21 protein-coding genes and 1 pseudogene are annotated in these 21418 nt (G+C 65.8%); 14 read left to right on the top strand and 8 right to left on the bottom strand.

Going from position 1 to position 21418, the window contains the following annotated elements; all coding sequences use genetic code 11:
• Positions 1-149: 149 nt before the first annotated feature.
• The gene (locus ABWP22_RS03700; protein WP_353198596.1) at positions 150-845 is read right to left on the bottom strand and encodes a class I SAM-dependent methyltransferase; all 696 of its coding nucleotides are present in this window, start codon (positions 843-845) and stop codon (positions 150-152) included.
• A gap of 111 nt (positions 846-956) precedes the next feature.
• On the opposite strand from ABWP22_RS03700, the pseudogene ABWP22_RS03695 reads away from it, so the two are divergent.
• A pseudogene (locus ABWP22_RS03695) lies at positions 957-1958 on the top strand (ABC1 kinase family protein); the annotation flags it as partial.
• Between the two features lie 311 nt (positions 1959-2269).
• On the opposite strand, the gene ABWP22_RS03690 reads toward ABWP22_RS03695, so the two are convergent.
• Positions 2270-2755 (bottom strand): YbaK/EbsC family protein, encoded by a 486-nt coding sequence (locus ABWP22_RS03690; RefSeq protein WP_353198595.1) that lies wholly within the window; start codon positions 2753-2755, stop codon positions 2270-2272.
• Positions 2756-2933: 178 nt separating this feature from the next.
• Between ABWP22_RS03690 and ABWP22_RS03685 the strand changes: the two genes are divergently transcribed.
• From ABWP22_RS03685 to queE, 5 genes are all read left to right on the top strand, one after another.
• Complete coding sequence (locus ABWP22_RS03685) at positions 2934-4121, top strand: aspartate aminotransferase family protein (protein ID WP_353198594.1); 1188 nt, start codon at positions 2934-2936, stop codon at positions 4119-4121.
• 117 nt (positions 4122-4238) lie between these two features.
• Positions 4239-5165 carry an ornithine carbamoyltransferase gene (gene argF / locus ABWP22_RS03680; RefSeq protein WP_353198593.1) on the top strand — a complete coding sequence of 309 codons (927 nt, stop codon included), beginning with the start codon at positions 4239-4241 and terminating at the stop codon, positions 5163-5165.
• Positions 5165-6055 (top strand): Hsp33 family molecular chaperone HslO, encoded by an 891-nt coding sequence (gene hslO, locus ABWP22_RS03675; protein ID WP_353198592.1) that lies wholly within the window; start codon positions 5165-5167, stop codon positions 6053-6055. Before argF ends, hslO begins: the two co-directional genes overlap by 1 nt.
• A 3-nt stretch (positions 6056-6058) precedes the next feature.
• Positions 6059-6739: a 7-cyano-7-deazaguanine synthase QueC gene (gene queC, locus ABWP22_RS03670; protein ID WP_353198591.1), complete on the top strand. Its 681-nt coding sequence runs from the start codon at positions 6059-6061 to the stop codon at positions 6737-6739.
• A complete protein-coding gene (gene queE, locus ABWP22_RS03665; protein ID WP_353198590.1) occupies positions 6736-7368 on the top strand; it encodes a 7-carboxy-7-deazaguanine synthase in 633 nt (210 codons plus the stop codon). The genes queC and queE overlap by 4 nt, the downstream gene beginning before the upstream one ends.
• 140 nt (positions 7369-7508) lie before the next feature.
• Here queE and ABWP22_RS03660 read toward each other — a convergent pair whose 3' ends face one another.
• Positions 7509-9242 carry a DUF885 domain-containing protein gene (locus tag ABWP22_RS03660; protein WP_502951079.1) on the bottom strand — a complete coding sequence of 578 codons (1734 nt, stop codon included), beginning with the start codon at positions 9240-9242 and terminating at the stop codon, positions 7509-7511.
• Positions 9243-9270: 28 nt separating this feature from the next.
• Positions 9271-9765: a preQ(1) synthase gene (gene queF, locus ABWP22_RS03655; RefSeq protein WP_353198589.1), complete on the bottom strand. Its 495-nt coding sequence runs from the start codon at positions 9763-9765 to the stop codon at positions 9271-9273.
• 64 nt (positions 9766-9829) lie between these two features.
• Here queF and sseA point away from each other — a divergent pair, with 64 nt between their 5' ends.
• Positions 9830-10669 (top strand): 3-mercaptopyruvate sulfurtransferase, encoded by an 840-nt coding sequence (sseA, locus tag ABWP22_RS03650; protein ID WP_353198588.1) that lies wholly within the window; start codon positions 9830-9832, stop codon positions 10667-10669.
• Positions 10670-10761: 92 nt separating this feature from the next.
• Positions 10762-11970 carry a cystathionine beta-lyase gene (gene metC, locus ABWP22_RS03645; protein WP_353198587.1) on the top strand — a complete coding sequence of 403 codons (1209 nt, stop codon included), beginning with the start codon at positions 10762-10764 and terminating at the stop codon, positions 11968-11970.
• A 140-nt stretch (positions 11971-12110) separates the two neighbouring features.
• On the opposite strand, the gene prfB is transcribed toward metC, so the two are convergent.
• The 4 genes from prfB to eno all read right to left on the bottom strand — a co-directional run bounded on the left by prfB (position 12111) and on the right by eno (position 18356).
• Positions 12111-13239, bottom strand: a protein-coding gene (prfB, locus tag ABWP22_RS03640) for a peptide chain release factor 2 (RefSeq protein ID WP_353198586.1) whose coding sequence is annotated in 2 segments (ribosomal slippage) — positions 12111-13169 and positions 13171-13239 — 1128 coding nt in all. Because the reading frame shifts where the segments join, the coding sequence is not laid out codon by codon here.
• A gap of 60 nt (positions 13240-13299) precedes the next feature.
• Positions 13300-15696, bottom strand: a complete 2397-nt coding sequence (locus ABWP22_RS03635; RefSeq protein ID WP_353198585.1) for a penicillin-binding protein 1A — start codon at positions 15694-15696, stop codon at positions 13300-13302.
• Positions 15697-15735: 39 nt separating this feature from the next.
• A complete protein-coding gene (locus ABWP22_RS03630; RefSeq protein WP_353198584.1) occupies positions 15736-17034 on the bottom strand; it encodes an N-acetylmuramoyl-L-alanine amidase in 1299 nt (432 codons plus the stop codon).
• A 47-nt stretch (positions 17035-17081) separates the two neighbouring features.
• Positions 17082-18356: a phosphopyruvate hydratase gene (eno, locus tag ABWP22_RS03625; protein WP_353198583.1), complete on the bottom strand. Its 1275-nt coding sequence runs from the start codon at positions 18354-18356 to the stop codon at positions 17082-17084.
• 125 nt (positions 18357-18481) lie between these two features.
• On the opposite strand from eno, the gene ABWP22_RS03620 reads away from it, so the two are divergent.
• The 6 genes from ABWP22_RS03620 to ABWP22_RS03595 are packed head-to-tail and all read left to right on the top strand — an operon-like array spanning position 18482 to position 21390.
• On the top strand, positions 18482-18973 hold the full coding sequence (locus ABWP22_RS03620; protein ID WP_353198582.1) for a hypothetical protein: 492 nt from the start codon (positions 18482-18484) through the stop codon (positions 18971-18973).
• Positions 18973-19395 (top strand): phage holin family protein, encoded by a 423-nt coding sequence (locus tag ABWP22_RS03615; RefSeq protein ID WP_353198581.1) that lies wholly within the window; start codon positions 18973-18975, stop codon positions 19393-19395. Before ABWP22_RS03620 ends, ABWP22_RS03615 begins: the two co-directional genes overlap by 1 nt.
• A complete protein-coding gene (locus ABWP22_RS03610) occupies positions 19388-19876 on the top strand; it encodes a hypothetical protein (RefSeq protein WP_353198580.1) in 489 nt (162 codons plus the stop codon). Before ABWP22_RS03615 ends, ABWP22_RS03610 begins: the two co-directional genes overlap by 8 nt.
• 37 nt (positions 19877-19913) lie before the next feature.
• Complete coding sequence (locus ABWP22_RS03605; RefSeq protein WP_353198579.1) at positions 19914-20573, top strand: MlaC/ttg2D family ABC transporter substrate-binding protein; 660 nt, start codon at positions 19914-19916, stop codon at positions 20571-20573.
• Complete coding sequence (locus ABWP22_RS03600) at positions 20570-21151, top strand: gamma carbonic anhydrase family protein (RefSeq protein WP_353198578.1); 582 nt, start codon at positions 20570-20572, stop codon at positions 21149-21151. The genes ABWP22_RS03605 and ABWP22_RS03600 overlap by 4 nt, the downstream gene beginning before the upstream one ends.
• Before the next feature lie 26 nt (positions 21152-21177).
• Positions 21178-21390: a DUF4170 domain-containing protein gene (locus tag ABWP22_RS03595; protein ID WP_353198577.1), complete on the top strand. Its 213-nt coding sequence runs from the start codon at positions 21178-21180 to the stop codon at positions 21388-21390.
• Positions 21391-21418 lie beyond the last annotated feature (28 nt).

The following is a 21418-nucleotide window of genomic DNA, read 5'->3' as shown; positions in this document are numbered from 1 at the left end:
CTGAACAGCCGGCAAAATCCGCGACTGATTTCAACGGGATTCTTCCGCACTTTGGACGATGCAAGCGATTGTGATTAAATGGTTTCGGCGTTTCCGTAGGGATCACCATCAGCGCGCCGCACAGGTGGCTGTGCAAGCGCTCCTCCGGGTCATGGCTTCTTGAAGCGATAGACAATCTGATCGGTTTCGCCGCGGATCGATGGATCGCGCACGCCGACATTGCGGGGATCGCCGGGGTTGCGCAGCGCCTGGCTTTCGCCATCGAATTTGAAGCCGGCGGCGGTGATTTCCGCCTTGATGATGTCCGGATCGATGCGGTGCAGGGTGCGGGTGGCCGCGAGGCCGCTCCCGGGGAGTGCAACATGGTCGATCACCACATAGGTGCCTCCCGGCTTCAGCGCAGCCAGCACGGCCTTGTTGAATTCGATCACCGCCTCCGGCGTCATGCTGTTGTGCAGATCATGGTAATTTTGCGCCGTCCAGAAATGATCGAGGCGCCCCGCCATCGCCGGATCAAGCGGGAATGTCGCGAAACTGACATTCGCCCAGCCGGTGCTGGCCATTTCCCGCACCGCCTTGAAGCGCTCCGGATTGGCGGCCTCGGCGGCGGCAGGCACCACGGCGACGACCTTGCCCGATGCACCGACGGCCGTGGAGAAGATCCGGGTGAAATAGCCGCCGCCGGGCAGGAAATCGGCCACGGTCTGGCCCGGCTTGATGCCGGCAAAGGCCACCATCTCCATCGGTTTGCGGGCGGCATCGCGCGCCACATCCTCGGCCGGGCGCTGCTGCGCGGCGGCGGGCAGAGCTGATAAGACGATCAGTGTGGCGGCGAGATATTTCATGGTGGCGGCTCCCCCGTTACGAATGCCCGGCATATAACATGCGGCAATCGGGCCAACCAGCGGCAATGGCCCACACTGGCGCCGGGACGCGCCACCGGGCATGGCAATCGCATGCAGCCACCCCGCCCCACCCACAAACCGCGCGCCGTTCCCGCTACCCGCCTGTCGCGTCTTGCGGGGTTCGGGCGACTGGCCGGCGGCATTGTCGGCAATGTCATCGGTGCCGGCGCCGGCCAGATGCTGAAGGGCCAGCGGCCTGATCTGCCCAGCCTGTTGCTCACCCCCGGCAACGCCAAGCGGTTGGCCGACGAACTGGCGCGGCTGCGCGGCGCCGCGATGAAGCTGGGCCAGTTGATTTCCATGGATGGCGGCGACATCCTGCCACCGGAATTGACCGACATATTGGCGCGGCTGCGATCGGAGGCCGATCCGATGCCGCAGGCGCAACTGGAACAGGTGCTGGTCGCCGGCTGGGGGCCGAACTGGCGCGCGCAATTCCGGCATTTCGATGATCGGCCGATCGCCGCTGCCTCCATCGGTCAGGTGCACCGCGCCACCGCAATCGACGGTCGCGATCTGGCCATCAAGGTCCAATATCCCGGCGTGGCCGCCAGCATCGACGCCGATGTCGACAATGTCGCCACGCTGGTGAAGATGTCGGGCCTGGTGCCGGCCGGCTTTGCCATCGGGCCGCTGCTGGCCGAGGCCAAGCGCCAGTTGCACGAAGAATCGGATTATGGGCGCGAAGGCGATATGCTCGTCCGCTATGGTGCCTTGGCGGCCAGTTGGCCCGATGTGGTGGTGCCCGCTCTGGCCGCCGACCTGTCCACCCCCACCATATTGGCCATGGCCCATGTGAAGGGCGTTGCCATCGATCGCACCGCCGCACTGCCACAGGCCGAACGCGACCGGGTGATGACCCTGATGCTGCGTCTGCTGATGGCCGAATTGTTCGATTGGCGGCTGATGCAGACCGATCCGAACTTTGCCAACTACCGCTATGATCTGAACAGCGGCCGGCTGGTGCTGCTCGATTTCGGCGCGGCGCGCGAGGTGTTGCCGGCAACCAGCGATGCCTATCGCGCCATGCTGGCCACCGGCATGGCCGGCGATGATGAGGGCCTGCTGGCCGCCATGCAGGGCATCGGCCTGATCCCGCCCGATGCACCCGCCGCCATGCGCAACACCCTGATCGCGATGGCCCGCGATGGCTTTGCGCCGCTGCGCGCGTCTGGCGAATTCGATTTCGGTGGCTCCGGTCTGGCCGCCAATCTGAAGGATCAATCCGCCAGCCTGATCGCGGCGCGCGAACATTTCCGTGCGCCGCCGCCCGACCTGCTGTTCATCCAGCGCAAGATCGCCGGCATGTATCTGCTGGCCGCCAAGCTGAAGGCGCGGGTGGACGTGGCGGCGCTGGTGCGGCCCTATACCGATCCGGGAAGCGTTTCCGGCAGCTTGCAGGCATCCACCCAGCCGCGCGACACCAGCGCCGCCAGCCGGTCCGGCGCGATTTCGACCGCGGTTTCCCGGGAGCCGGCGGCCGGGAACACGGTGGGATAGGCCCTGAGCGACACATCCAGCCACACCGGCAAGGGCGTCAGCAGCCCGAACGGGCAGACCCCGCCCACGGCATGGCCGGTCAGCGCCAGCGTTTCATCGGCATCCAGCATGCGTGGCTTGCCGCCCAGCGCGGCCCGGGATTTCGGATTGTCCAGCCGGGCATCACCGCGCGTCACCAGCAGCAGCGCGTCACCGTTTACCCGCATGGCCAGCGTCTTGGCGATGCGGCCGGGTTCAACGCCGAGCGCGGCTGCGGCTTCGGCGACCGTAGCGGTCGATACCCCCGGCACGATTACCGATATGTCGGGCGCGTGCGCGGCCAGCCAGTTCAGAACATCTTCGTGAGCCATGCCGCGCAAATTGCCGGGCTTTCCCGGACGGCTCAAGCCTGAGGAGAAGGGGTTGAGGCACGGCAGCCAAATCGCTATAGCGGCGCCAGGAAGGCGTGCTCGCTCGGGGCCGCCTTTTTGCGTTGCACCACATGCGTTTTTTGGCGCCCGCATCCCGGCGCCGCTTGGGAACGAGACGATGACGATCAGCCCGCTGATGCCCGTATATGGCCGGTGCGAGGTTGCGCCGGTGCGAGGCGACGGTTGCTATCTGTACGATGCGCAGGGTCGCGAGTGGCTCGACATGGCGAGCGGCATTGCCGTCAACTGCCTGGGCCATGGCCACCCGCATCTGGTGGCCGCCATCCAGAAGCAGGCGGCGACGCTCATGCACACCTCCAACCTGTACAGGGTACCGGCGCAGGAGCATCTGGCGCAGCGGCTGGTCGAACTGACCTTTGCCGACACGGTGTTCTTCACCAACAGCGGCGCCGAAGCCATCGAATGCGCGGTGAAGACCGCCTTTTCCCATCATTATGCCGCCGGCAACCCGCACAAGCATCGCATCATCACCTTCTCCAACGCCTTCCACGGCCGCACGCTGGCCACCATCTCGGCCACCGATCAGGAAAAGCTGCGCAAGGGTTTCGAACCGCTGCCGGACTGGTTCAAGGTGGTGCCATTCGACGATCTGGCCGCTGCCGAAGCCGCCATCGACGATAGTGTCGGGGCCTTCATGGTGGAACCGATCCAGGGCGAAGGTGGCATCCGCCCGGCCAGCCCGGAATTTCTGAAAGGTCTGCGCGCATTGGCCGATGCGCATGGCCTGCTGCTGATCCTGGACGAAGTGCAGTGCGGCGTCGCCCGCACCGGTGCGCTGTTCGCCCATGAACTATACGGCATCACGCCCGATATCATGGCGATCGCCAAGGGCATCGGCGGCGGCTTCCCGGTCGGCGCCTGCCTCGCCACCGAACGTGCCGCCAGCGGCATGGTGATCGGCACTCATGGCAGCACCTATGGCGGCAACCCGCTGGCGATGGCGGCGTGCGAGGCCGTGCTCGATATCGTGGCCGAGCCGGCATTCCTGGTCCAGGTGCGCGAAATGGGCGCGCGCCTGACCCAGGCGCTGGAACAGATGATCCCCAACCATGATGATCTGTTCCACAGCGTGCGCGGCGCCGGCCTGATGCTCGGCCTCAAGCTGAAATCCGACAGCCGCGCCTTCGTGGCCCACGCCCGCAGCCACGGCATATTGGCCGTGGCCGCTGGCGACAATGTCGTGCGCCTGCTGCCGCCGCTCACCATCGGCGAACAGCAGATCCGCGAATGCGTGGACCGGCTGTCAGCCGCGGCCCGCAGCTATCAGCCGGCGGCTGCAGCCTGAACAATGCTTCTTGCTCCCCTCCCGCTTGCGGGAGGCGTTGGGGGTAGGACTTCAGGGTCTGCCCCATAGATTCCCACCCCCGGCCCCTCCCGCAAGCGGGAGGGGAGGATTTCAAAAATGCCGCATTTTCTTGATCTTGCCACTGCCAAACCCGCCGGACTGCGCGCCATATTGGACGAAGCGCATCGCCGCAAGGCGGCCCGCGCCGGCTGGCCCAAGGGCCGGGTCGACGCCGATGCGCCGCTCGCCGGCCATGTGCTCGGCATGATCTTTGAAAAGCCCAGCACCCGCACGCGCTTTTCCTTCGACATGGCGGCGCGCCAATTGGGCGCCACCACGATCGTTTCCAGCGCCGGCGACATGCAGTTGGGGCGCGGGGAGACCATCGCCGATACCGCGCGCGTGCTCGGCCGCATGGTCGATGCGCTGATGCTGCGCACCAACGACCATGGCAAGCTGGAGGCACTCGCTGAGCATGCCGCGGTGCCGGTGATCAACGGCCTTACCGATCTGTCGCACCCGTGCCAGGTGATGGCCGACATCATGACCTTCGAGGAACGCTGCGGCCGACCGGTGACCGGATCGACCTGGGCCTATGTCGGCGATGGCAACAACATGACCAATTCGCTGATCGAGGCCTCATCCCTGCTGAAGTTCGATCTGAAGGTCGGCGTGCCGCACGGGCTGGAACCGGATTCCGGTGTGATGGCCATGGCCTGCGCACGCGGCGGCTGCATCGATGTGCTGCACGATGCCAAGGCCGCCGTCGAGGGCGCCGATGTCGTGGTGACCGACACCTGGGTGTCGATGGGCCAGGCCGACACCAAGGAGAAAATGGCGCTGTGCCAGCCGTTCCAGGTCAATGATGCGCTGATGGCGCGCGCCAACCCCGGCGCGATTTTCCTGCATTGCCTGCCGGCCCATCGCGGCGATGAAGTGACCGACAGCGTGATGGACGGGCCGCAATCGGCGGTGTGGGATGAAGCCGAAAACCGCCTGCATGTGCAGAAGGCCATATTGCTCTGGTGTGCAGGGATCATCTGATGCGGGTTGAAGGCATCGCCCCCACCGCCGATCGCACCTTGGGCTTCATGGTGCCGGCCCGCGGCGCCCGCGGCCAGGTGGTGCGGCTGGACGCAACGCTCAATGCCATCGTCGCAGCCCATCCCTACCCGGAACCGCTGATCCGGTTGCTCGCCGAAGCGCTCACGCTGACGGCGCTGGTGGGCGCCACGATGCGACTGCACGATGGCCAGGTGACGGTGCAGGCCTCGGCCAAGGGCGGCCCGGTGGAATTGCTGGCCTGTGACTGGCGCACCGGCGAGCTGCGCGGCCATATCAAGTTCGATGACCAGATCCCGGTGACCGACGGCATGAGCCTGCCGGAGCTGTTCGGCAAAGGCTATCTGGCGATCACCGTCGATCAGGCCGCCTCCGATGAACGCTGGCAGGGCATCGTGCCGCTGGAAGGCCACAGCCTCGCTGCCGCGCTGGAAGGCTGGTTCGGCCAATCCGAACAATTGCCGACGCTGATGCGCATCGGTGTGGCCGGCAGCGCCCAAACCGGCTGGCTGGCCGGCGGCCTGATCGTCCAGCATCTGGCCCGCGCCGAAATCGGCGGGGAGCGGCTCGATGCCGGCGACCAGCATCCGGATTGGGAGCATGTCGCGGCGCTGGCCGGCACCACCAGTGCCGAAGAATTGACCGATGCCGATCTGACCGCGGAAGCCCTGCTGTGGCGATTGTTCCACGAAGAGCAGGTGCGCGTGGTGCCGGGCCCACGGCCGGTGAAGGGCTGCCGCTGTTCGGCGGCGCATATCCGCGACGTGCTGATGCGCTTCCCCGAAACCGAACGCATCGACATGCGTGACGACAAGGGCCTGATTTCGGTGGACTGCCAATTCTGCAGCCGCGTGTTCGCGATTGCGGCCTGAGCAATGGCAGGCAAGCTGGCCGTCATCCTGCTGTCAGGCGGGCTGGATTCGACCACGGTCGCCGCCATCGCCAAGGCGCAGGGCTGGCGCATCCTGGCGCTGACCATCGATTACAACCAGCGCCACCGCATCGAGCTTGACCATGCCGCCCGCGTGGCCGCCGCCCTGGGCGCCGAACGCCATATCGTGCTGCCACTGGATCTGACCGGCTTCGGCGGATCGGCGCTGACGGCCGATATCGATGTGCCGAAGGATGGCGTGATGCCCGGCATTCCGGTCACTTATGTGCCGGCACGCAATACGATTTTCCTGTCGGTGGCGCTGGGCTGGGCCGAAGCGGCCGGCGCGCGCGACCTGTTCATCGGCGTCAACGCGCTGGATTTCAGCGGCTACCCCGATTGCCGCCCGGAATTCATCGCGGCGTTCGAAACCATGGCCAATACTGCCACCAAGGCCGGCGTGGAGGGTGATCGTTTCCGCGTGCACACGCCGCTGATGGCGCTCGACAAGGCCGGGATCATCGCGGCGGCGCATGCGGTGCAGGCCCCGCTGCACCTCACCTGGTCCTGCTATGATCCGACCCCGGAAGGTCGCCCCTGCGGCGCCTGCGATAGCTGCCGCCTGCGCGCCAAGGGCTTTGCCGAAGCCGGCGTCGTGGACCCTGCCCAAGGTCAGCCAACGTGAGTTACGCCGTCAAGGAATTGTTCCTCACCCTGCAAGGCGAAGGCGCACAGAGCGGGCGCCGCGCGGTGTTCCTGCGCTTTTCGGGGTGCAATCTGTGGACCGGCCGCGAACAGGACCGCGCCGCTGCGGTATGCAGCTTCTGTGATACGGATTTCGTCGGCACCAACGGGCCGGGCGGCGGCAAGTTCGTCGATGCGCATGCGCTAGCCGATACGGTTGCCGCCTGCTGGGGCGACACGCCAGACCATCGCCTGGTGGTGTGCACCGGCGGCGAGCCGCTGCTGCAACTGGACAGCCCGCTGGTCGAAGCCCTGCACGCCCACGGCTTCGAAATCGCCATCGAAACCAACGGCACGCAGGTGCCGCCGCCGGGCATCGACTGGATCTGCGTGTCGCCCAAGGCCGACGCACCGCTGCTGCTCGGCGCCGGCAATGAACTGAAATTGGTCTACCCTCAGCCCAAGGCCATGCCCGAACGCTTCGCCGCCCTGCCCTTCACGCATTTCTTCCTGCAACCGATGGACGGCCCCGATCAGGCCGCCAACATCCAGGCGGCGATTGCCTATTGCCTGGACCACCCGCAATGGCGGCTGGGTCTGCAGACGCACAAGGTCATCGGCATCGCGTGAGGCCATTTCGAAAATAATGTCATGCTGAACTTGTTTCAGCATCCATGGGATCAAGCCTCCGCAAGCCGAAATGACGGGGCATTGGCTCCATCGATGCTGCAACAAGTTCAGCATGACGCGCTACTTGGTGGTCGATGCCGCTACTGCACTGCGGCAGCTTTCGCCTTCTCCCGCGCGATCCACGCCAGCATTTCCGCCTCCATCACCGGCAGCGGCACGCTGCCCATGCCGAGCAGCGTGTCGTGGAACGGCCGCTGGTCGAAGCGCGGGCCGAGTTCAGCCTCGGCCTTCGCGCGCAGTTCGCGGATCTTCAGCTCGCCCAACTTGTAGGCCAGCGCCTGCCCGGGCCAACTGATGTAGCGGTCCACCTCCACCTCGATGTCACGGCGCGCCAGGGCGGTATGGTCTTCCAGATAGGCGATGGCCTGATCACGGCTCCAGCCCATGGTGTGCAGGCCGGTATCGATCACCAGCCGCGCCGCGCGCCACATTTCGAAGGTTTCCCGGCCGAATTCCTCATAGGGCGTTTCATACAGGCCCAACTTGGTGCCCAGCCATTCGGTGTAGAGGCCCCAGCCCTCGCCATAGCCGGAGAAATAGGTGCGGCGCCGGAAGGCCGGGCGGGCGGGCGCCTCCAGCGCCATCGCGGCCTGGTGGCTGTGGCCGGGCACACATTCATGCAAGGTGAGCGCCACGAGATTGTAGAGCGGCCGCGATTTCAGATCATAGGTGTTCATGAAACAGGCATCCAGCCCGCCGCGCCCCGATGTGTAGACCGGCGCGATCGCATCCGGCACGGCGCGCAGCGTGAAGCGATAGCGCGGCAGCGTGGTGAACACCTGATCCAGCTTGCCATCCATCTTCTTCATCACCAGCGCCGAAAACCCCAGCAACTCGCGGGGCGTGCGGGCATAGAATTGCGGATCGGTGCGCAAGAAGGCCAGGAATGCCTTGAAATCGCCGGTGAAGCCGGCATCGCGCATGGTGCGCTGCATGTCGGCATCGATGCGTGCAACTTCGCGCAGGCCCAGCGCATGCACATCGGCGGGCGCCAGATCGAGCGTGGTGAACTCGCGGATCTGATCGCGATACCAGGCCAGGCCATTGGGCAGGTCCTTCGCGCCAGTGGTCTTTCGTGCCGCCGGCAGATATTCGGTCCGCAGGAAGCTCAACAGCCGTGTCTGCGCCGGATTGACGATGGTATCGATCACATCGCGGGCCTCGGCGCGCATCGCCTCCTGCTCGGCCGGCGGAATTTGCGCCGGCATTGACCGGAACGGCACATAGAAGGGGCTGTCGGCGGCGGGCTTGATCTGCGCGGCCAGCGTCTCGTCGCGGCCCACCATGGTCACGGCCGGCGGCGTGAAGCCGCGCTTGGCCCCGGCGCGCATATTGGCCACATGCTCATCGAAATAACGCGGCATGTCGCGCAAACGGCTCAGATAATTGCGATATTCCTGCGCCGTGCGGAATTGCACCTGCGCTGGCAGATAGCTCCAGATGTTGCTGTCGCTGTTGATCGGCATTTCATATTGGCGCCAGCCGATGCTCACCACTTCGCTGCGCAGCGATTCCGTCAGCACCGCCTTGTTCAGCCGCTCTTCCGGCGACAGATCGGCGTCGGGAATCGCGGCCATGCGCTTCAATACGTCCTGCCAATAGGCCTGGCGCTGCGCCTGGCAGGCCGGCGTCACGCACGACAGGCGATTGCCCGGCTTGGTCTCGATCCCGGACTGCTGCTGCCCGGTCTGCCCCAGCCGCCACTGCCATTCCGCGTCGTAGATCGTCTTCAACTGGCTATCCGCCGACTGTGCCAAGGCCGGCGCGCTTGCGGTGCCGGCCAGCAGCATGGCCACCAACATCGTGCGAATCATCAAACTTCCCCCCAGTATAATCCCGTTGTCATCCCCGGCCGCGATACGTCGGCACGCCCTGATCGGGCAACCACAGCCCATCGGGCACCGGCCCGCTTTGCCAGAACACGTCGATGGGGATGCCGCCGCGCGGATACCAGTAACCACCGATGCGCAGCCAGACCGGGCGCATTTCCGCCACCAGCCGCTGGCCGATGCCGACCGTAACATCCTCATGAAATCCGGCGTGGTTGCGAAAACTGCCCAGAAACAGCTTCAGCGCCTTCGATTCGACGATGGTAGCCGCCGGCACATAATCGATGACGATATGCGCGAAATCCGGCTGACCCGTCACCGGGCACAGCGACGTGAATTCCGGGCAGGTGAAGCGCACCAGATACAGCGCATCCGGCCGCGGATTGGGCGGATAATCCAGCACGGCCGCTTCCGGGCTGGCGGGCAGGCCTGAGGTCTGGCCAAGATGCAACACGTCCACCACTAATCGTCTCCATTTCTTCATCTTCGAACCGCGCGGGGGTGACATGCGGACAGCGCATAATTATGTCACCATATCAGCGGACGGAACAATGATCCGCAGGGAGTGACGCATGAACCTACTGGTGTCCACTGATTGGCTTGCCGCAGAGATGGGCAAATCGGACCTGCGGATCATCGACGCCACGTTGTTCCTGCCGGGGTCTGGCCGCAACGCTCGTGCCGAATTCGAAGCTGCGCATATTCCGGGGGCCGTGTTCTTCGATATCGAGGAAGTGTCGGATACCAGCAATGCGCTGCCGACCATGTTGCCGCCGGCGGAGAAATTCGCGTCACGCTGTCAGGCACTGGGCCTCGGCGATGGCAGCCGCATCGTCATCTATGACAACAGCCCGCTGCATTCGGCGGCGCGGGTATGGTGGATGTTCAACCTGTTCGGCGCCCACGAAGTCGCCATCCTGGATGGCGGCTTCGGCAAATGGCAGGCCGAAGGCCGCACGCAAGAAAGCGGCAAGCCGATCGTGCGCCATCGCCACTTCACCGTCTGGGCAGACAAGAGCCTGGTGCGTGACATGGGCCAGATGACCGAGAATCTGCGCACCAAGGCCGAACAGGTGGTGGACGCGCGCGGCGCCGGCCGCTTCGCCGGCACCGAACCCGAACCGCGCCCCGGCGTGCGCCCCGGCCATATCCCCGGATCGCGCAACATCCCCTATGCGGCGCTGTTCAACGACGACGGCACATACAAGCCCGCAGCGGCGATCAAGACATTGTTCGACGCGGCCGACATCGATCTTGCCAAGCCGCTGGTCGCCACTTGCGGGTCCGGCATCACCGCGCCGGTGCTGGCCTTCGGCGCTGCGTTGATCGGCAAGAGCAATGTCGCCATTTATGACGGCAGTTGGAGCGAATGGGGTGCGAACCCGCACAATCCCGTCGTAACTGGGGCTTGAATCCCTCGTTCTTGAGGGAAGAAGGCGACTCGGCGCCAGCATGGACAGGCTTGCCCCGGACTTGATCCGGGGGATGAGGGTAAATTGCGCACATGACGGCACGACGGCCCACACCCACCGATCTTTCGGCGCTCGGCATCGGCACGCAACTCGCCCAGGCGGGGCGCGATCATGCGCACGACATGGTCAACCCGCCCGTGGCGCGCGCCTCGACCATCCTGTTCGACAATCTTGCCGATCTTGATGCGGCGCTGCGTGATCCGGATGCCGGGCTCTATTACGGCCGGCGCGGCACGCAGAGCCATTGGGCGCTAGAAGACGCGCTCACCGCGCTGGAACCGGGCGCGGCCGGCACCAAGCTGTTTCCCTCCGGCGTGGCGGCCATCACCACCAGCCTGCTCGCCTGCCTGAAGGCCGGCGATGAGCTGCTGGTCACCGACAGTGCCTATGAACCCAGCCGGACGTTTGCCGATCAGTTGCTGAAGCCACTGGGCATCACCACCCGTTATATCGATCCGTGCTGCGGCGCCGGCATTGCTGATCTGATCTCTGAACAAACCGGTGCCATCCTGCTGGAATCGCCGGGATCGCTGTCGTTCGACGTGCAGGATCTGCCGGCGATCACCGCAGTCGCCCGCGCGCGCGGCGTCACCACCCTCATCGACAACACCTGGGCGACACCGCTGCGCCTGCAACCGCTGGCGCTGGGTGTGGACATCAGCATCCAGGCGCTCACCAAATATGTCGGCGGACACAGCGACGTGATGATGGGCTGCGCTGCGGCCACACCGGCACTGTGGCCACGCCTGAAGGCCACCAGCTACCGGCTTGGCCATCATGTCTCGGCCGATGATACGGCGCTGGTGCTGCGCGGCCTGCGCACCCTGGGCCTGCGGCTGGACCGGCACGAACAATCGGCGCTGGCAATCGCGCGCTGGCTGGAAGCCCATCCGGCTGTCGATCGGGTCTGGCACCCCGCCCTGCCCTCTCACCCGCAGCACGCGCTGTTCAAGCGCGATTTTGCCGGCGCGACCGGGCTGTTTGCCATGGTGCTGAAACAGGGCAGCCGGCCGCACACCGCCGCGCTGATCGATGGGCTCCAGCATTTCGGCATCGGCTTTTCCTGGGGCGGTTATGAATCGCTGGTGCTGCCCGTCGAGCTGGACCGCATCCGCACCGCCACCCACACAACCCTGCCCGGCCCGATCGTGCGCCTGTCGATCGGGCTGGAGGATGCCGATGATCTGATCGCTGATCTCGATGCGGGGCTGGCGCGGTACGTGGCGCAGTTTTCCAGCTGACCGGCACCCCTCCGTCACGCTTCGCGTGCCACCTCCCCTTGGAGGGGAGGAATTTTCCCGATGATCCTCCCCTGCAAGGGGAGGTGGCAGCCGAAGGCTGACGGAGGGGTTGCGCGTGTGCCGTTAGCGGGCGCCCGCCATCAGTCCACATCCTCCACGTCGACCGCATCGCCGGTCACACGCTGTGACAGCGCCGCCGCCATGAACGGATCGACATCGCCATCCAGCACATCATCCGGGCTGGTGGAGGTGACCCCGGTGCGCAGATCCTTCACCAGCTGATAGGGCTGCAGCACATAGGATCGGATCTGGTGGCCCCAGCCGATGTCGGTCTTGTTGGCTTCGGTCTTGGCGGCTTCGGCTTCGCGGATGGCCAGTTCGCGCTCATACAGCCGGGCCTTGAGCATCTTCATCGCCGTGGCGCGGTTCTTGTGCTGGCTGCGCTCGTTCTGGCAGGCCACCACGACGCCGGTGGGCACGTGGGTGATGCGGATGGCGCTATCGGTGGTGTTGATATGCTGCCCGCCAGCACCCGAGGCGCGGTAGGTGTCGATGCGCAGGTCGCTTTCCTTCACCTCGATCTCGATATCGTCATCGACCTGCGGATAGACCCAGACGCTGGCAAAGCTGGTGTGCCGGCGCGCCGCGCTGTCATAGGGGCTGATGCGCACCAGCCGGTGCACGCCGCTTTCGGTCTTGGCCCAGCCATAGGCCTGCGCGCCCTTCACCAGCAGCGTGGCGTTCTTGATGCCAGCGGTTTCGCCGCTGTTGAAATCCATCAATTCCACCTTGTAGCCATGTTTTTCGGCCCAGCGCTGGTACATGCGCAACAGCATGCTGGCCCAATCCTGGCTTTCGGTGCCGCCGGCGCCGCTGTTGATTTCGATATAGGTGTCGTTGTTGTCGGCCTCGCCGGACAGCAGCGCCGCGACCTTGTCGGTCTCGGCCTTGGCGGCCAGCGCCTTCAGCGCCGCGACGCCATCTTCGGCCAGCGCCTCATCGCCTTCGGCTTCGGCCATTTCAATCAGTTCGCTGGTGTCGGCCAGATCGCGTTCGATGCTGCGCGTGGCGGTGATGGCTTCATCCAGCCGCCGCCGCTCGGTCATCAGGGCCTGGGCGGCCTTGGGATTGTCCCACAGTTTCGGGTCTTCGACCCGCGCATTCAGTTCATCAAGACGGCGGAGTGCACGATCCCAGTCAAAGAGACCTCCTCAGCAGGTCGAGCGCCTGCTTGATCTGGAGGGCAGCGGATTCAGCTTCGGCTCTCATGCTTGTGTCCAATGAAACAGAAGCGGCGGGATAGAGGGCTGGCGCGCGGCGCGCAAGAACTCAGTAGATGCCGCCTTCCTGCTCCAGGAACTGCGCGTCCGATCGCACGCGGGTGGAGGCGCGGCGGGCCAGCACATCTTCGGCGCTGCCCGTGCGGCGCGGTTCGCTTTCCGGCTTGAAGGCTTCCCAGATCACCGCCGGGCGCGGGCCGGGATCGGGCCAGACGCCGAACACGCGCTGGCCACTGCGCCGGTCGATGCGCACCATGCGCACGCCGGATGGAATCGCGAACGGGCGCTTGGGCCAATCCTTCAGCGCCGTCTCTCCCCATTGCCGCCAGATCGGCGCCGCCGTGGTGCCGCCCTGGGCATAGCCGCCCAGGCTGCGCGGTTGATCATAGCCCAGATACAGGCCCGCCACGATGTCGGGCGTGCCGCCGACGAACCACACATCATTGGGGCCGTTGGTGGTGCCGGTCTTGCCGGCGAGCGGCCGATTGAGCGCCGCCAGCGCCGTGCCGGTGCCGCGCTGGATCACGCCTTCCATCACATGCACGATCTGATAGGCGGTGCGAGGATCAATGGCCTGTTCCACCCGCCCTTGCGGCCGCGGCATCGCCCCGCCGTTCCAGGCCGGCGCATTGCAGCCCGGGCAGCCGCGGGTGTCGCGCCGCCAGATCACCTTGCCGCCGCGATCCTGCACATAATCGATCAGGCCAGGCTCCAGCCGCCGGCCCTGGTTGAAAATCTGCGCATAGGCGTTGGTCAGCTTCAGCACCGTGGTTTCGCCGGCGCCCAGCGCGATCGACAGTACCGGCTGGTAATTGCCGATGCCGAGCGCCTTGGCTTGCGCCACGATATGATCCATGCCGGTGGCGTCGGCGATGCGCACCGTCATCAGGTTGCGCGATTGTTCCAGGCCCCAGCGCAAGGTTTGCGCACCTGCCCCGCGCATGTTGCCGAAATTGCGGAAGCATTTGGTGCCAAGCAATTTCGTCTGGAACACGCAATAGGGCCCGTCGACGACGATGCTGGCCGGCGTGAAGCCATTGTCCATCGCGGTGGCATAGACGATCGGCTTGAAGGTGGAGCCGGGCTGGCGGTTGGCCTGGGTGGCACGGTTGAAGGCCTGCGCGCGCGCGTCAAATCCGCCGACCATCGCCCGCACCCGCCCGGTGGCGACTTCCTCCACCACCATGCCGCCCGATATCTCCGGGGTCTGGCGCAGCGCCCAGCCCGCACCGGTGCGCGTCACGATGATCACATCACCGGGGCGCAGCACCTGCGCCGCCGATCGCTGGGTGGCACGATAGGGCCTGGCGGCGTTGCGGCCGGGCAAGGTGCCGGTGCTGCCATCGGAAAGGCCGATCTGGCTGTCGACCCCGCGCTTGGCCAGCACCACCGCCTTCACCCAGCGCGGATAGCCCAGCGCCACCGCCACGCCCGACAAGCGGTTCTGCCAGCCGTCGCCCGGCTCGATATGCCCGGCCGGGCCGCGCCAGGCGCGCTGCGATTCATAGCGGGTCATGCCATCGCGCATGGCGGTTTCGGCGGCCGCCTGCATCGCGGGATCGAGCGAGGTGCGGATCCACAGCCCGCCGCCATAGATGCTGTTCGGGCCATCTTCCTGCGCATCGCCATATCTGGCGATCAACGTACGGCGCACATCCTCGATGAAATAATCGTCACGGCCGCGCGCGATGGCGCGATTGGGTATGGCATCCAATGGCATTGCGGCCGCCGCAGCCCGCTCGGCGGCGCTGATCTGGCCATTGGCCAGCATCTGGCCCAGCACATAATCGCGGCGTGCCAGCGCCCGGTCGCGCTGGCGCACCGGATCATAGGTGGATGGCGCCTTGGGCAGGATGGCGAGATAGGCCATCTCCGCCAGATCGAGTTGATCGACCGACTTGCCGAAATAGGATTGCGCTGCCGCCTCCACGCCATAGGCGTTGCGGCCGAGGAAAATCTGGTTGAGGTACAGTTCAAGAATCTGCTGTTTGGTCAGCACGGATTCCAGCCGCCGCGCCAGGATCGCCTCGCGCAGCTTGCGCCACAGCGACACTTCGTTGCCGACCAGCGATTTGGCGACCTGCTGGGTGATCGTCGACGCGCCCACCGGCCGCTTGTCGGTAAACACCGCCTGGATATTGGTGACGACCGCGCCGGCCAGGCCCACCCAATCAATGCCGTCATGTTCGAAGAAGGTCTTGTCCTCGGCCGAGATATAGGCCTGCACCAGTCGCGGCGGCAGTTGATCATAGGGTATGAAAATGCGGCGCTCGCGGCTGTAGCTGGTCACCACCAGCCCGTTCACATCGCGCACCGTGGACGGCAGCGCCGGGCTGAACGCCGCCAATTCCGCCTCCGCCGGCAGGCCGGTGGTGGCCTGCCAATAGAGCAGGCCGGCCAGCAGCAGCGGCACGACAATCAGCACAAGGCGGCGCAGACGCTTCACACCGCCCCGAATAGCCGCCAGCCGCACGCAGCGATAGCCCTACTCACCGGTCAGATGCCGTTCGATCGCCCGCGCGATGCCCTTGGCCAGCCGCTTGCGGCCATCATGGGAAAACAGCCGTTCGGCATCGTCCTTGTTGGAGACATAGCCGGTTTCCAGCAGCACCGACGGCACATCGGGTGCCTTCAGCACGGCAAAGGCGGCAAAATGGTGGAACTGGCCACGGAAATTCACGCCCTCGCGTTCCAGCGCCGCCTGCAGATCCTCGGCAAATTGCGACGAGACATTGCCGGTGGCGCGCCGCACCAGATCGACCATGATCTCGCCAACCTCTGGCGCTTCCACCCCCAGATTGACGCCGCCGATGATATCCGCCTTGTTTTCGCGCGCTGCCAGCCGTTCGGCGATGGCATCGCTGGCCACCGCGGACAAGGTGTAGACCGATGCGCCGCGTGCACCCTCGTTCGGCGCGCTGTCGGCATGCACCGAAACGAACAGATCGGCGCGGGCATCGCGGGCGATGCGCACCCGCCCGCCCAGCGGAATGAAGCGGTCATCCTCGCGCACCAGCTTCACCCGCACCCGCCCCGATTGGCGCAGGATGCGCGCGGCTTCGCGGGCAATGGCCAGCGTCACCTCTTTCTCATAGCCACCGCTCACGGCGATCGCCCCGACATCCTTGCCGCCATGGCCGGCGTCGATCACCACCAGCGGCTTGCCGCCGCCGCGCCCGCGCCGCGCCGGCGTGCGGGCCTTGCTGGGTTCGGCTTTGGCTGGCGCAGGCTCTGGCGCTGCCGTCGCAACGGGCACGACCGGCGGATCGGCCACGGTGACTGACGGCGCCGGATCGGGCTTGCGGCCGAAATTGTCGGGCAGGCTGAACTCGCCCGTCGCCACCGTTGGCGGTGGTGGTGGGCCATCGCTGCGCAACAGCGCCAGTGGCCGGCGGCCGCGCGCCACGGTGGCGGCAAACACCTGCGCATCCGCGCGCTCCAGCGCGATGACCACCTGATTGCCACTGGCCCGCGCCTCGCGGATGATCACCGGCGCCTTCAGATCAATCACCAGCCGCGCCGTGCCCGGCGCAAACATCGCCGCCCGCAGCGCAGAGACGCTGTTGCTGCCCGGCGCCGTCAGCGGATCGACCACGCCGACAAAATCCACCACCAGGCGGAAAGGTTGTGCCAGCGCAAACGCCTGCCCGGCCGGCAGCGGGCCATCGGCGGTGACGATCACCCGGCCGGGCTGGCTTTCGATAGCCGTGATGCGCGCGGCCCAAGCCGGCGCAGCAAGCATCGGGGCCAGCAACAAGCACAGGATCAGCAGAACACGGCGCACCGCGTCATGGATAGAGCGGCTGCCACGCTTGGGCAACCGCACCCCGATCAGCGCAGCACCGACCGCCCTGCGTACAGCGCTTCGCTGCCCAGCTCTTCCTCGATGCGGATGAGCTGGTTGTATTTGGCCAGCCGGTCGGAACGCGCCAGGCTGCCGGTCTTGATCTGGCCGCAGCCGCACGCCACCGCCAGATCGGCGATGGTGGCGTCTTCGGTTTCGCCCGAACGGTGCGACATCACCGTGCGATAACGGTTGCGGTGCGCCAGATCCACAGCAGCCAGGGTTTCGGTGAGTGTGCCGATCTGGTTGACCTTCACCAGCAGCGCATTGGCCAGGCCATCCTTGATGCCCTGATCCAGCCGCGCCGGATTGGTGACGAACAGATCATCGCCCACCAGTTGCACCGTGCCGCCCAATTTGTCGGTCAGGATCTTCCAGCCCAGCATGTCGTCTTCGCTCATGCCGTCCTCGATCGACAGGATCGGATAGTCAGCGCACAGGCTGGCCCAGTAATCCGTCATCTGTGCCGGGGACAGGGTCAGGCCTTCACCGTGCAGATGATATTGGCCATCCTTGAAGAATTCGGTTGCCGCAGCATCAAGTGCCAGCATGACATTCTCGCCGGGCGTGAAGCCGGCCTTCGAAACGGCCGCCATCACGAAATCCAGCGCGGCGCGGGTGCCATTCAGGTTCGGCGCAAAGCCGCCTTCGTCGCCCACCGCCGTGTTGTGGCCTTGCGCCTTCAACTCGCTTTTGAGTGTGTGGAAAATTTCCGCGCCCCAGCGCACGGCTTCGGCAATGCTGCCGGCGCCCACCGGCATCACCATGAATTCCTGTACATCGATCGGATTGTCGGCATGGGCACCGCCATTGATGATGTTCATCATCGGCACCGGCAACAGTCGCGCCGACACGCCGCCGACATAGCGATGCAGTGGCAGGCCGCGCGAATCCGCTGCCGCCTTGGCCACCGCCAGGCTCACGCCCAGGATGGCGTTGGCCCCCAGCCGTGACTTGTTGGCGGTGCCATCCAGTTCGATCATCGCGGCATCGACGGCGCCCTGCTCCTCGGCCTCCATGCCGGCCAGCGCATCGAAAATCTCGCCGTTCACCGCCGCCACGGCCTTCAGCACGCCCTTGCCCAGGTAACGCGCCTTGTCGCCATCGCGCAGCTCGACCGCTTCGTGCGCGCCGGTGGAAGCGCCCGACGGCACGGCCGCGCGGCCGGTGCAGCCATCCGCCAGCACCACATCCACTTCGACCGTGGGATTGCCGCGGCTGTCGAGAATTTCGCGGGCATGGATATCGACGATGGCAGTCATGGCGGTCTGACCCTCTTGCAACTGGATACTGGGCACCGTCGGCCTTGAACCGAGGCGCGTGACAGGCCAGATAGAGAGGGTTGCCGGTGCGGGCAAGCATCCGCGAGCCCAGGAGTGAAGCTTTGATGAGCACGATCGATCCCGCCGACATCTCACTGCCGATCGACGCTGCGGACTGGTCTGATGACTGGTCGGCCGATGACGTGGCCATTCCCCCTGCGGGTCGCGTCAACAGGACACCGGCCGGAGCGCCGACGGTGGCAGCCAGCGGCGGCTTGGACATGCTGATCAATCTGGCGCGCGGCCGGCTGACCCTGCTGGTCGAAGACGCACGCGACAGCCTGGTTGGCCAGGTGCGCGGCCTGAAAGCACTGGCCGACTTGCTGGCCGACAATATCGGCGATTCGCTGGGCAGCAACACGGCGCCGGTAAAGCGCTTCATCGGCAGTGCCACCGCCACCATCGACACCATCGCCGACACGCTGGCTGAAAAATCGGTCGAGGAATTGGTGGACAATGGCCGGGAACTGGTGCGCGCCCAGCCCGTTATGGCCGTGAGCCTGGCGATTGCTGTCGGCTTCCTGATCGGCCGCATCGCAAAGGCTTCGCAAGACTGATGATTGCGCCAAAGTCCCAGCATTCCACGCAGCCCCGCCATCTGATTGCGAGGCTGCTGACCCTGCTGCAAGCGCTGGCGGCGCTGACCTCGGCCGAGCTCAAGGCCAATTTCGGATCGCTGCGCGGGCCGCTGGCCATGCTGGCAGCAGCCATGGGCCTGCTGACGATCGGCATGACGCTGTTGCTGGTCGCCGCCGTGCTGGCGCTGGCCGAGCTGGTCGGCGCCACGGCGGCCACGGCCATTGTCGCGGTGGTCGCCGCCGTCGCGGGTCTGGCGCTCGGCAGGACCGGCCTGTCGCGGCTGGAGCAAGCCAATCTTGCGCCGCGCCGCAGCCTTGCGGCATTGGCGGCCCAGATTGACCGGTTCGCCGGATTGGCCAACAATGGCGGCAACGCCCATAAGGACAAAGCGCATGACTGAGCCGGCCACCATCGAAGACCTCGCCCGCGCTGCCGACGATGCCGGCGCCCGGCTGGCCGATGGCGTCAACGATCTGGCGGAACGGCTGACTCCGCGCCGTATCATGGACGATGCCCTGAATGCTGCCAAAGCCCGTGGCACGGAATTGGCTCGGGACGCCACCGGCCTGGTCAAGGCGCACCCTGTGGTGGTCGGGGCGGCAGTGGCTGCGGTCGGGCTGGCGGTCTATGCCGGCGGCCGCATTTCGCGCGCGGAGCTTGATATCGACAATGATCTGGCCGGCTACACCGATTATGACGATGTGCCGTCCGCCACCGCCGCCAGCAGCACGGCAGACGCGCGGGAACTGGTCACCGAAAATCCGGTGCTGGCCATTCTTGCTGGACTGGCGGCGGGCGCAGCGTTGGCGATGCTGTTTCCCGGCAGCGATTCCGAACGGCGCAGTCTTGGTGCGCTCGCCAAGCGGGTCACCGGGCTTTAATCGCCGGTTCAACCAGACGCTGTCATTGCCGCGCCCCATGAAACAGCCACTGATCGCCCTCATCGCCGCACTCTCTGCCCTTGCGGCGCCGGCCCTGCCGGCGGCTGCCCAGGTCGGTTCAGCCTCGGCAGCCAGCCCCGGCGATCCCGCCGCGCGGCCGTTTGTCGAGGCCCTGGTGGGCGACGGCTTTGCCATCCTGCGCGACAAATCGATCGACCGGCAGGCCGCCCGCGCCAGATTCCGGCAGATATTGCAGCGCGACGTCGCACTCGATGATATCGGCATGCGCCTGATCCGGCGGCAGCGCACCGGCCTCACGCCGGCGCAATTGTCGGCCTATCGCGCCGCCTTCCCGGAATTCGTGCTCAACGCCTATGCCGACCGGCTGTATGATTATGCCGACGCGCGGGTGCAGGTGCAGCGCACCATCGGGCGCGGCCCCTATACCGAAGTCTACACCCGCGTGACCCGCCCCGGCGCACAGCCGATCGACACGATCTGGCAGGTGAAGACCAGGGATGACAGTTCGGGCGGCAAATTGCAGGTCAACAATCTGGTGGTGGGCGGCGTCAATCTTTCGTTGACGCAGGAAGCCGATTTCACCAGTTACATCGCCAAGAACGGCTTTGATGCGCTGGTGGCCTTCCTGAAGACCGCCAACGCCAGGAGCCTGGCGGTGCAGGCGGGGAACAAATGACGAGCCAGATCGAGATCCATCCGACAGCCTACGTCCATCCTTCCGCCCAGATCTATGGCCATGTCACCATCGGCCCGCGCGCCAGCATCTGGTGCAACGCCGTCATCCGCGCCGAAACCGCCCATGTCGAAATCCACGAAGGCGCGAACATCCAGGATTTCGTGATGATCCACACCGATCCCGGCAAACCGGTGATCGTTGGCGCCTATACCAGTGTGACCCATCATGTGACGCTGCACGGTTGCACCATCGGCGATCATTGCCTGATCGGCATCAACGCCACGGTCTACAACGGCAGCCATGTCGGCGCGGGATCGATCGTCGGCCAGCATGCCTATCTGAAGGATGGCACAAAGGTGCCGGACAACAGCATCGTGGTCGGCAGCCCGGCCAAGGTGATCGCCACCCGCGACAACCGGCTGCCCAACCGCATCAACGCCGAATTCTACATGCGCAATGGCGAATGCTATGCGGCCGGCAACCACCGGGCCTGGGCCGGGCCCGACTTCGAAGCCTGGTTCGCCGCCACCATGCAGCGCTTGCAGGGCGACTATGCAGTGAACGGCACTGGCGCCTGAACGCCCGCGCGGGTAAGCCACCGCGCATGAGCAAACTGCATCTGGTGTTCGGCGGCCGCGTGGCCGATCCGCAAGGCATGGATTTCACCAATCCCGCCGATCTGCACATCGTCGGGATTTTCCCCGATTATGCCCAGGCCGAAGCCGCCTGGCGCGCCAACGCCCAGCGCACGGTGGACGACGCCACCATGCGCTATGTCGTGGTCCATCTGCACAAATTGTTGCAGCCGGACAACTGACCCCCAACAAGTTCAGGCTTGCCCTGCC

Origin of the sequence: Sandarakinorhabdus sp. (assembly GCF_040398665.1) — a bacterium.
Classification (GTDB): domain Bacteria; phylum Pseudomonadota; class Alphaproteobacteria; order Sphingomonadales; family Sphingomonadaceae; genus Sandarakinorhabdus.
Note: the sequence above shows the minus strand (reverse complement) of the source record. Positions and strands in the feature narration are given on the sequence as shown.

Excerpts from the sequence above, each read along its gene's own strand:
- ABWP22_RS03595 (WP_353198577.1), top strand. The coding sequence starts at position 21,178 with ATGAGCAAACTGCATCTGGTGTTCGGCGGCCGCGTGGCCGATCCGCAA.
- ABWP22_RS03700 (WP_353198596.1), bottom strand. The coding sequence starts at position 845 with ATGAAATATCTCGCCGCCACACTGATCGTCTTATCAGCTCTGCCCGCC.
- queC (WP_353198591.1), top strand. The coding sequence starts at position 6,059 with ATGGCAGGCAAGCTGGCCGTCATCCTGCTGTCAGGCGGGCTGGATTCG.
- ABWP22_RS03685 (WP_353198594.1), top strand. The coding sequence starts at position 2,934 with ATGACGATCAGCCCGCTGATGCCCGTATATGGCCGGTGCGAGGTTGCG.
- queF (WP_353198589.1), bottom strand. The coding sequence starts at position 9,765 with ATGTCACCCCCGCGCGGTTCGAAGATGAAGAAATGGAGACGATTAGTG.
- argF (WP_353198593.1), top strand. The coding sequence starts at position 4,239 with ATGCCGCATTTTCTTGATCTTGCCACTGCCAAACCCGCCGGACTGCGC.
- eno (WP_353198583.1), bottom strand. The coding sequence starts at position 18,356 with ATGACTGCCATCGTCGATATCCATGCCCGCGAAATTCTCGACAGCCGC.
- ABWP22_RS03660 (WP_502951079.1), bottom strand. The coding sequence starts at position 9,242 with ATGATTCGCACGATGTTGGTGGCCATGCTGCTGGCCGGCACCGCAAGC.
- ABWP22_RS03600 (WP_353198578.1), top strand. The coding sequence starts at position 20,570 with ATGACGAGCCAGATCGAGATCCATCCGACAGCCTACGTCCATCCTTCC.
- ABWP22_RS03605 (WP_353198579.1), top strand. The coding sequence starts at position 19,914 with ATGAAACAGCCACTGATCGCCCTCATCGCCGCACTCTCTGCCCTTGCG.
- ABWP22_RS03690 (WP_353198595.1), bottom strand. The coding sequence starts at position 2,755 with ATGGCTCACGAAGATGTTCTGAACTGGCTGGCCGCGCACGCGCCCGAC.
- ABWP22_RS03620 (WP_353198582.1), top strand. The coding sequence starts at position 18,482 with ATGAGCACGATCGATCCCGCCGACATCTCACTGCCGATCGACGCTGCG.
- metC (WP_353198587.1), top strand. The coding sequence starts at position 10,762 with ATGACGGCACGACGGCCCACACCCACCGATCTTTCGGCGCTCGGCATC.
- sseA (WP_353198588.1), top strand. The coding sequence starts at position 9,830 with ATGAACCTACTGGTGTCCACTGATTGGCTTGCCGCAGAGATGGGCAAA.
- ABWP22_RS03610 (WP_353198580.1), top strand. The coding sequence starts at position 19,388 with ATGACTGAGCCGGCCACCATCGAAGACCTCGCCCGCGCTGCCGACGAT.
- ABWP22_RS03615 (WP_353198581.1), top strand. The coding sequence starts at position 18,973 with ATGATTGCGCCAAAGTCCCAGCATTCCACGCAGCCCCGCCATCTGATT.
- hslO (WP_353198592.1), top strand. The coding sequence starts at position 5,165 with ATGCGGGTTGAAGGCATCGCCCCCACCGCCGATCGCACCTTGGGCTTC.